At 37.0% G+C, this 10,000-nt stretch carries 8 protein-coding genes (1 of these 8 cut by a window edge); all 8 read right to left on the bottom strand.

Annotated features, from left to right (window positions below; all coding sequences use genetic code 11):
- Positions 1–381, bottom strand: the beginning of a protein-coding gene (locus Q5760_RS00040; RefSeq protein ID WP_428910293.1) for an HD-GYP domain-containing protein. Its footprint begins 705 nt before the window's first position; only the first 381 of its 1,086 coding nucleotides appear in the window; its start codon is at positions 379–381; its stop codon lies off the left edge, out of view.
- A gap of 105 nt (positions 382–486) precedes the next feature.
- Entirely contained in the window at positions 487–3,066 is a 2,580-nt protein-coding gene (gene gyrA / locus Q5760_RS00035) for a DNA gyrase subunit A (RefSeq protein ID WP_428910292.1), read from the bottom strand.
- A gap of 300 nt (positions 3,067–3,366) precedes the next feature.
- Positions 3,367–5,289, bottom strand: a complete 1,923-nt coding sequence (gyrB, locus tag Q5760_RS00030; RefSeq protein ID WP_428910291.1) for a DNA topoisomerase (ATP-hydrolyzing) subunit B — start codon at positions 5,287–5,289, stop codon at positions 3,367–3,369.
- A 100-nt stretch (positions 5,290–5,389) separates the two neighbouring features.
- Entirely contained in the window at positions 5,390–5,629 is a 240-nt protein-coding gene (gene remB / locus Q5760_RS00025) for an extracellular matrix regulator RemB (RefSeq protein ID WP_428910290.1), read from the bottom strand.
- A gap of 9 nt (positions 5,630–5,638) precedes the next feature.
- Positions 5,639–6,757 carry a DNA replication/repair protein RecF gene (recF, locus tag Q5760_RS00020; RefSeq protein WP_428912695.1) on the bottom strand — a complete coding sequence of 373 codons (1,119 nt, stop codon included), beginning with the start codon at positions 6,755–6,757 and terminating at the stop codon, positions 5,639–5,641.
- Between the two features lie 128 nt (positions 6,758–6,885).
- Positions 6,886–7,098 (bottom strand): S4 domain-containing protein YaaA, encoded by a 213-nt coding sequence (yaaA, locus tag Q5760_RS00015; protein WP_428910289.1) that lies wholly within the window; start codon positions 7,096–7,098, stop codon positions 6,886–6,888.
- 218 nt (positions 7,099–7,316) lie between these two features.
- The gene (gene dnaN / locus Q5760_RS00010) at positions 7,317–8,453 is read right to left on the bottom strand and encodes a DNA polymerase III subunit beta (protein ID WP_428910288.1); all 1,137 of its coding nucleotides are present in this window, start codon (positions 8,451–8,453) and stop codon (positions 7,317–7,319) included.
- Between the two features lie 200 nt (positions 8,454–8,653).
- Positions 8,654–10,000: a chromosomal replication initiator protein DnaA gene (dnaA, locus tag Q5760_RS00005; RefSeq protein ID WP_428910287.1), complete on the bottom strand. Its 1,347-nt coding sequence runs from the start codon at positions 9,998–10,000 to the stop codon at positions 8,654–8,656.

Genomic DNA, 10,000 nt, shown 5'->3' with positions numbered 1-10,000 from the left:
TCTATCAAACGTTTCTTCTAATAATGGTAAAAGAATGGATCTTAATTTAGTAATATTAATGGGCAATCCAGATTGCCATAATTGAAAATGCCTTTTGAACTCCTTTGTTGCCTCTAAAAATAATGTCGTAAATTCCTTGGTTTCAAATTCTTGTGGAAATTCATTTAAGTGATTTCGACCCTTTTCCATTGTTGACTGGATTGGCGCTCCTGTAATTAGGGTAGGATTAACTTCGACAGTTGGCAGTAAAAATAATTTTATTACTTCAATTAATTCATTAGTCAATACGGTATTCTTTTTTAATATAGGTCTACTTGTCTTACTGTAAATGTCCTCGGACAGAATGCTGCCTTCTCTTAGTTCTGTTGTTTTTATTCGCATGTTTTTCACCCTCAAAGAATATCGTTAGTTCTATTTTACTTCTAAAACAGTCAATCCATCAACAAATAATACAAAAGAAGCGCTACAAAAGTAGCACTTCTTTTCCTATTCGTCATCTTCAGTTTGTTCTGCTTGGATTGATTCTGATACATCGGATTCAACTTCAGATTCGACATTTGAATCTGCTAAGCCATCCTCAGACTTTGAATCTATATTTTCTCCCTCTTCATCTATATCAGAATCATCTTTTTCTTCCTTCTCTACTTTTGCAATCGTTGCGACAAACTCATCTTTACCTTCATCTAGTCTAATGAGTCGCACCCCTTGGGTATTTCTTCCTAGAGAAGAAATCCCGTCTACATCCATCCGGATCAAGACTCCCCTCGTTGTCATGATCATAATATCCTCTTCACCATTTACTACTTTCATGCCAACAAGAGTACCCGTTTTTTCTGTAATGTTACTTGTCTTAATTCCTTTACCACCACGATTTTGGATTCGGTATTCCTGTTCTGGGGTACGTTTTCCATATCCATTTTGAGTAACAATGAGAATTTCCGTACCTTCTTCAAGAACTTCCATTCCGATCACTTCATCGTCTGAATCTAACGTTATCCCTTTTACTCCTGTTGCCGTTCTACCCATTGAACGAACATCGGTTTCATGGAATCGAATTAATTGACCCTTTTTCGTACCAATAATAATATCCTTGTTTCCATCAGTTAGACGAACAGAAATTAATTCATCATCTTCTCGAAGGTTTACAGCAATTAGTCCGCTGTTCCGAATATGCATAAAGGAACTTATTGGAGAACGTTTCGATATTCCATGCTTGGTTGTAAAGAAGAAATACCAATCATCTTCAAACTCAGAAACAGGAATAATCGCATTTACCCACTCATCCTTTTCAACCCCAAGCAGGTTAATGATTGGAAGCCCCTTTGATGTTCGACCAAACTCAGGAACCTCGTATCCTTTTGTACGGTATACTTTTCCTTTGTTTGTAAAATATAGAACAGTGTCGTGGGTAGATAGAGTAATCAGATGTTCAACAAAGTCATCGTCATTTGTACCCATTCCTTGTATACCACGACCGCCACGTTTTTGCGAACGATAGGTTGAAACTGGAAGTCGTTTAATATAGCCATTATGGGTTAAGGTAATAACAATACTTTCTTCCGGAATTAAATCCTCATCATCAATATCCTCAAGCCCGCCTGCTACAATTTCAGTTCTTCTGTCATCACTAAAACGTTCTTTAATTTCGGTTAACTCTTCGCGAATAATATCAAGAATTTTTTCATCATCAGCTAAAATTGCTTTTAATTCAGCGATTAACTTAACTAATTCTTGATATTCTTCTTCAATTTTGTCGCGTTCCAAACCTGTTAAACGTTGTAAACGCATATCTAAAATCGCTTGTGCCTGTTTTTCAGAAAGATTAAAGGTTGTCATTAATCCTTCACGTGCGATGTCTGTCGTTCTAGAACTTCGGATGAGTCTAATAATCTCATCAATATGGTCAAGCGCAATTCGCAACCCTTCTAAAATATGCGCTCTAGCTTCTGCTTTACGTAGTTCAAACTCTGTTCTTCTTCTAATGATCACTCTTTGGTGATTTAAATAGTGAACAAGACATTCTTTCAGGTTTAGAACTTTCGGTTCACCATTAACGAGTGCAAGCAAATTAACGCCAAAGGTTGTTTGCATAGCTGTTTGCTTGTACAGATTGTTTAGAATGACGTTAGCGTTGGCGTCCCTACGAACCTCAATAACAATCCGCATTCCTCGGCGGTCTGATTCATCCCGAAGGTCCGTAATACCTTCGATTTTCTTTTCCCTCACAAGCTCAGCAATTCTTTCAATTAATTTTGCCTTATTCACTTGATAAGGAATTTCATGGACAATGATCGTTTCTTTTCCGTTTGCCTTTGTTTCGATTTCAGCCTTTGCGCGTAACTTTATGCCTCCGCGGCCTGTTTCATATGCTTTTCGAATCCCGCTTCTTCCGAGAATTAAGGCGCCAGTTGGAAAGTCAGGTCCTGGAATAATATCCATTAATTCTTGAATTGATATTTCTGGATCATGACTGACGGCTAGGACGCCATCAATAACTTCCCCTAAATGATGCGGGGGAATATTGGTCGCCATCCCAACTGCAATCCCTGATGTACCATTTACAAGCAGATTTGGAAAACGTGCTGGTAACACAACGGGTTCTTTTTCTTCCCCATCGTAGTTTGGTTGATAATCAATTGTATCTTTGTTAATATCTCTCAATAATTCCATTGAAATTTTAGACATACGTGCTTCCGTGTAACGCATTGCTGCAGCTGAGTCGCCGTCAACAGAACCAAAGTTACCATGACCATCGACAAGCAAGTAACGTTGGTTAAAGTCCTGTGCCATCCGAACCATTGTTTCATAGACAGCCTGGTCACCATGAGGGTGGTATTTACCGATAACGTCGCCGACGATACGTGCAGACTTTTTATGCGGCTTATCAGCATGAATCCCAAGGTCATGCATCGCATATAAGACACGGCGGTGAACTGGTTTCAATCCGTCCCGAACATCTGGAAGGGCACGTGACACAATTACACTCATCGCATAATCTAAAAATGAGGTTCGCATTTCCTGACTAATGTTAATTTCTTTAATATTAGACTGTGGAGTATCCTCCATATTAAAACCTCCCTTATTGAAACGATTGATTCGTTTCTGGGTCCTACTTTATATTTATCCCGTAAAATTGGCAGTAACCCTCTATCTCAAGATACTAAGAAATAACCAATAGTAGCTTGGTAAGGGCACGAACTGCCAGTTAAGATCCTAAAAAATGAACATAGACTAAAAGTATCCATAGCAATTTCTATACGATCAGCATCCTACTGACCTCAATTAACCATCAGTGAAAAACTACACTTATAGTTAACTTTATGTCTAGCGCAAGCGCCTAACAAGACACTTGCGCTTTTTTTATAACTATATATCTAAATTTTTCACGTACAATGCATTTTCTTCGATAAATTGACGACGTGGCTCTACCTTTTCTCCCATGAGCATTTCAAAGGTTTCGTCTGCTTCAATAGCGTCTTCTAGGCTTACCTGTAAGAGAGTTCGGTTCTCTGGATTCATAGTCGTTTCCCAAAGCTGTTCAGGGTTCATTTCTCCTAACCCTTTATAACGCTGGATATTTGGCTTTGGAGACTCTGGTAATGCCGCTAAAGCTTCTTCTAATTGTTTATCGGAGTATGCATATTGAATTTTTTTGCCCTGTTGGATTTTATACAACGGTGGTTGGGCAATATAAATATAGCCCGCTTCAATAATTTTTCTCATATAACGGTAAAAGAACGTCAAGAGAAGAGTACGAATATGTGCACCATCGACATCCGCATCCGTCATTATAACGATTTTATGATATCTTGCCTTTGTAATATCAAAATCATCGCCAATTCCTGTGCCTGCCGCAGTAATCATCGACCTTACCTCATTATTTGAAAGAATACGGTCTAATCTTGCCTTTTCAACATTAAGGATTTTTCCCCTTAACGGTAAAATAGCTTGGAAATGGCGATCACGTCCTTGTTTTGCAGATCCACCCGCTGAATCTCCCTCTACGATATAGATCTCACTAATGGATGGATCTTTTGAGGAACAGTCAGCCAATTTCCCGGGTAAACTAGATACTTCTAAGGCACTTTTTCTTCTTGTTAATTCACGGGCTTTTTTAGCTGCTAATCTTGCTCTAGAAGCCATCAATCCCTTTTCAACAATTTTTCTTCCAACTGAAGGATTTTCTAATAAAAACTTTTCAAAATGCTCAGCGAATAGTGAGTCTGTGATTGCTCGAACTTCTGAGTTTCCAAGCTTTGTTTTCGTTTGACCTTCGAATTGCGGATCAGGGTGCTTAATCGAAACGATAGCAATTAACCCTTCTCTTACATCTTCACCAGAAAGATTGGTTTCATTTTCTTTAATAAGACCATTTTTTCCTGCATAATTATTAATCACTCTTGTTAAAGCTGTTTTGAAGCCGGACTCATGTGTACCACCTTCATGTGTATGAATATTGTTTGCAAATGAGTAAATATAGCCTGTGTAGCTGTCATTGTATTGCATCGAAACTTCTACTGCAATTCCATCCTTTTCGCCTTCAATGTAGATAGGCTCTTCATGGAGAACTTCCTTCGTTCTGTTTAGATGCTCAACGTATGATTTAATACCACCCTCATAATGATATTCAGCCTTTTTACCGTCTTCACGTTTATCCTCGATTGAAATGTATAATCCGCGATTTAGGAATGCCAATTCACGAATCCGCATCGAAAGAGTTTCATAATCATATTCAGTCGTTTCCGTAAAGATTTCAGGGTCTGGCTTAAAACGAATGACGGTACCTGTTTTATCGGTTTCATCAATCACTCTTAAATCTGCTGCCGGTACCCCTTTTTCAAATTTTTGATAGTGGACTTGACCATCAAGGTGAACGTACACCTCTAATGTACTTGAAAGAGCATTAACAACAGATGCACCAACTCCGTGCAGTCCTCCCGATACTTTGTATCCGCCACCGCCAAATTTTCCTCCAGCATGGAGAACGGTTAAAATCGTTTCAACAGCAGGGCGACCTGTTTTCTCTTGGATTCCAACCGGAATCCCACGACCATTATCGGTAACCGTAATGCTATTGTCTTCTTCAATGACTACATTAATTTCAGTACAGTAACCTGCTAAGGCTTCGTCAATACTATTATCAACGATTTCCCATACTAAATGATGGAGACCTCTTGCACTTGTTGAACCAATATACATTCCTGGTCTTTTTCTAACAGCTTCTAAACCTTCTAAAACTTGAATTTGATCGGCACCATATGTTTGTTCAGGAGAATTATTTTGCTCCATTGCCATATCAGTCACCCACACTTTCCTTTGACATTCATTACGTCATCAATAAAAAAAGAAATAATTACAGACTTGTATTCGAAAAATTAAATCACTTTATTCAATATAGACCTTGCTCTGATCGTTTTTTTAATGTATTTGATGTAAAAGGGGAAAAATAAACTTGTTTTTTTGTAATAATGATTGATTTATAAGTCCCATTGGGTTGATGTATAGAATGATGATTATACCTTTTTAGTAGATCATTTAATTCAGTAGATGATTCAATGCTTTTTTTATCAATAATCGCTATAATTTCATTTGCATGGATCACTTGATCCAATCCAAAGTCTAAATACACATTTACACCTCACTGAACTTGTTCTAATGTACCATTCTTCACAAAAAATGTAGCTGCTCCCTTTAACGTTTCGTGGTTAATCCCTTCTACGCTCGTAGTCGTCACAAATGTTTGAACTTTATCCTGAATGGTATTCAGTAAATGTGACTGACGATGGTCATCAAGTTCTGATAAGACATCATCTAGTAAAAGAATGGGATACTCCCCGATCTCATTATGAATTAATTCAATTTCAGCTAATTTGATTGAAAGAGCTGTTGTTCTTTGTTGCCCCTGGGAACCAAAAGTCTGTACCTCACGGCCATTCACATAAAAAAGAAGATCATCTCGTTGGGGACCAAATTGCGTACTTCCTCGTTCGATTTCTCTTACTTTCACTTGATTATATTTATTTTCATAGATAGTAATCATCTTCGACAAATCTTGGTCTTCTGATACATCTACAGAAGGTTTGTATTTTATTTTTAGCTCTTCTAACTCCCGAGATATCCCTCGATGGATGGGGCATGCCCAGTTTTGTAGGAGTTCGAGGAATTCAAAGCGCTTAAGTGTAACTTTAACGGCTAGAGCAATAAACTGTTCGGTAAGGATGTCTAACATCGTTTCATCTGTCTGTTGTTTTGTTTGTAATTGCTTTAAATAGTGGTTCCGTTGCTGAAGGATTTTATTTAATTGTCCAACATCATGTAAATAGACAGGTGAAATTTGCCCGATTTCCATATCAATAAAACGGCGTCTCACCTGTGGACTTCCTTTTACGAGAGATAAATCCTCTGGAGCAAACATGACAACATTCATGTTTCCCACATATTGACTAAGTTTCTTTTGCTCAATATGATTAAATTTTGCTTTTTTGCCTTTTTTTGAAATGGTCAGTTCAAGTGGCAGAGTTCCATTACTTTTTTGTACTCTACCTCTTATTTTAGCATATTCTTGGTCCCAGCGAATAAGTTCTTTATCGTTGGATGTTCGATGTGATTTTGCTAATGCCAATACATAGATCGATTCCATGACGTTTGTTTTTCCATGAGCATTTTCACCTAGAAATACATTAACTTTATTTTCAAATTGAACATTCAACTGTTGATAGTTTCGGTAATCTTTTAATTCTAATTCTTTAATAAACATCTGCTTCATCCTTTTATCCCATTCTTCATAAGCTAACAAAAATCAGCTTATTGAAAAGGGCAATCGACAGGAGTAGACCGCTAATCATTTGAATTTGATAGATTCCTTCTCCTGTATCGCTATATTTATCATCCTTCAAGAATGTATGTTCCGTGTCCCTCAACTATTATTTTGTCACCAAGACGTAATTTTCTTCCCCGCCTTTGATCTTGTTCGCCATTGATAATTATTTCGTGCTCACTTAAGAACCACTTGGCCATACCTCCAGTCGAAATAATATCAGCGACTTTCAGAAACTGACCTAACGTAATATACTCCGTATCAATTTTAATTTTATTCATGTTTTTCACTCCGATAAGAATGACATCTAATACTTTATTTTACTAAATATTTTCATCCGTTACAAAGGAAATCAGTAACAATTTCATAAAAGTGAAAAGCCACCGTTAAACGGCAGCTTATAAGAAAAGCGGAAGCGCCTTACGCAGCTCCGTATGGACTGGGTCGCTTCTCACATATGTTCTATTAAAACAAAGAAATTTATATCTTTGCTAGAAGGTTAATAAGTTCGGACCGGTAAGATTAATTGAAGTGTCGAATCGTCATTTATTGGATAAATAACAAATGGTCTCATCGCACCTGTAAATAAAATTTTAATTTCATTACCTTCAATTGCTTTTAATGCATCCATCATATACTTAGCGCTAAAGGAAATTTTTAATTCTTCACCATCAACTGATACTCCTTTTAGTTCCTCTACAACTTTACCAACTTCTGGTGTGTTGGATGAAATTTCGAGCACTCCATCTCCGATTGTGGAAAATTTAACGACGTTATTTTTCCCTTCTCTTGCCAATAAAGAAGCACGATCAATGGCATGTAAAAACTCTTTTGTATGCAATACAATTTCTGTTTTGCTTTCATTTGGTATTAGTCTTGAAGTATCTGGGTAATTTCCCTCTAGTAATCTTGAGAAAAATAATAAATGCTTTGCTTTAAAAAGCACTTGATTCTCAGTAATAACAATTTCAATTTGCTCGTTATTATCCGCAAGTATTTTACTCAATTCATTCAAACTTTTACCAGGAATGACCACGTTATAGTTTGCAGGAGTCTCCATTTCAATTTTCGCTTTGCGCAATGCGAGACGATGACTATCTGTTGCAATACAGTATAATTCATTATTTTCAACCTTCCAGTTTACACCTGTCAAGATCGGGCGTGTTTCTGAGGTGGACACTGCAAAAGATGTCTGACGTATCATCGCTTTTAATAAATCTGTGGGAATTCTAAAAACATTTTCCTCTTCAATTTGTGGCAATTGAGGGTATTCCTCTGCATCAAGACCAATTAAATCAAACTCTGAGTTTCCCGAACGAATCACTGTTTGTAAATGATTTTGGACTTCAATTTCAACGAAGTCAGATGGGAGTTTCTTAACCATCTCACTAAAAAAACGGGCTTGTAAAACAATCGCACCTGGCTGTTTAATCTCAACGATCTCTTTATCATCTTCTTCTTTTGGAATAAATGATTCAATTGAAATATCAGAATCACTACCTGTTAGGGTAACGCCCTCTTCAGTAGCAACAATTTTAATTCCTGTAAGGATTGGAATAGTAGTTCTGCTTGTTACTGCCTTCATAACATCTTGGACACTTTGTACTAAGTGATCTCTTTGGATGATAAACCTCATTTCAAATCCTCCAATTTTGGATATATATATTTAATTATTTTTAAAAGAAAAATAGAAGTAATAGTAGTAGGGACTGTTAATTTGTGGATAACCCCTCTAAACAATAATAAGATTAAGCTTGTCCACATGTGGATAAGCTGTTCGTAAGTATGAAAAAGTTATTAACATTCTTCCGGATAATATTAGATGACCATATCTAACTATATTTTTAGTTCCTCTTGAATATCCTTTATTTCACGTTGTAATTGAGCGTCTGTCTGTAGCATTTTCGATATTTTTTCATGGGCATGAATAACGGTTGTGTGATCTCTTCCTCCAAATTCCTCTCCAATTTTCGGCAGGGATAAATCAGTTAATTCCCTGGATAAGTACATAGCGATTTGTCTTGGGAAGGCGATTGATTTGGTTCGTTTCTTCGCTTTAAAATCTTCCATTTTAACATGATAATGCTCGCCCACTATTTGTTGAATATCATGGACTGTAATAATTCTTGGTTTAGCACTTGGAATGATATTTTTAAGAGCTTCTGCGGCAAGATCCGCGTTAATATCTCTATTTACTAGTGAAGAATATGCAACAACTCTAATAAGGGCACCTTCCAATTCACGAATGTTGGAATCTATTTGATTGGCAATATATAACATCACTTCATTTGGAATATCTAAACCATCAGCTTTTGCTTTTTTACGTAAAATGGCAATCCTCGTTTCAAGATCGGGCGGTGTAATATCCGTGATAAGGCCCCATTCAAAGCGGGAACGCAGACGCTCCTCCAAAGTTGGAATTTCCTTTGGTGGTCGGTCACTTGAAATGACAATTTGCTTACTTTCTTCATGTAAGGTATTAAACGTATGGAAAAATTCCTCTTGAGTTGATTCTTTTCCGGCCAAAAATTGAATATCATCTATTAAAAGGATGTCGACATTTCGATATTTATTGCGGAATTCTTCAGCTGTATTATCCCGAATCGAGTTAATAAATTCATTTGTAAATTTTTCTGATGAAAGATAAACCACTTTAGCAGATGGATTATGAGATAAAACATAATGTCCAATGGCATGCATTAAATGGGTTTTTCCAAGACCAACCCCACCGTAAATAAATAAAGGATTATAGGCCTTAGCAGGCGCTTCAGCTACCGCTAATGAAGCTGCATGGGCAAAGCGGTTTCCAGATCCAATAACAAATGTATCAAAGGTATTTTTTTTGTTTAACATGTTGCCATGGAATTCGTTATGATCATCTTCCTTTTTCTGATTTTTTGGTGGAACCGACATTTCACTGTTAGTGCTAGATTCACCTTGCGGAATAATGAATTTGACACCAAACTCCTCACCGGTAATTTCATATAAAGCACCAGAGATGAGAGGTGAATACCGCTCCTCTAGCCAATCTCTAGCAAATTCATTAGGAGCTGTTACAACTAAAGAGTTTCCTTGAAGGGAATGAGCTTTAGTAGCCTTTAGCCAAGTATCAAAGCTAGGTTTACTGACCTTTTTCTCAACATTGGCTAATATACTATTCCAAAGATCCGAAATGTTCTCCAA

Source organism: Niallia sp. Kr1, from assembly GCF_050389805.1.
Classification (GTDB): Bacteria; Bacillota; Bacilli; order Bacillales; family Cytobacillaceae; genus Bacillus_BD.
The sequence above is the reverse complement of the archived record's forward strand: the minus strand, read 5'-3'. Positions and strand labels throughout refer to the sequence as shown.

Excerpts from the sequence above, each read along its gene's own strand:
- yaaA (WP_428910289.1), bottom strand. The coding sequence starts at position 7,098 with ATGAATAAAATTAAAATTGATACGGAGTATATTACGTTAGGTCAGTTT.
- dnaN (WP_428910288.1), bottom strand. The coding sequence starts at position 8,453 with ATGAGGTTTATCATCCAAAGAGATCACTTAGTACAAAGTGTCCAAGAT.
- gyrB (WP_428910291.1), bottom strand. The coding sequence starts at position 5,289 with ATGGAGCAAAATAATTCTCCTGAACAAACATATGGTGCCGATCAAATT.
- recF (WP_428912695.1), bottom strand. The coding sequence starts at position 6,757 with ATGTTTATTAAAGAATTAGAATTAAAAGATTACCGAAACTATCAACAG.
- gyrA (WP_428910292.1), bottom strand. The coding sequence starts at position 3,066 with ATGGAGGATACTCCACAGTCTAATATTAAAGAAATTAACATTAGTCAG.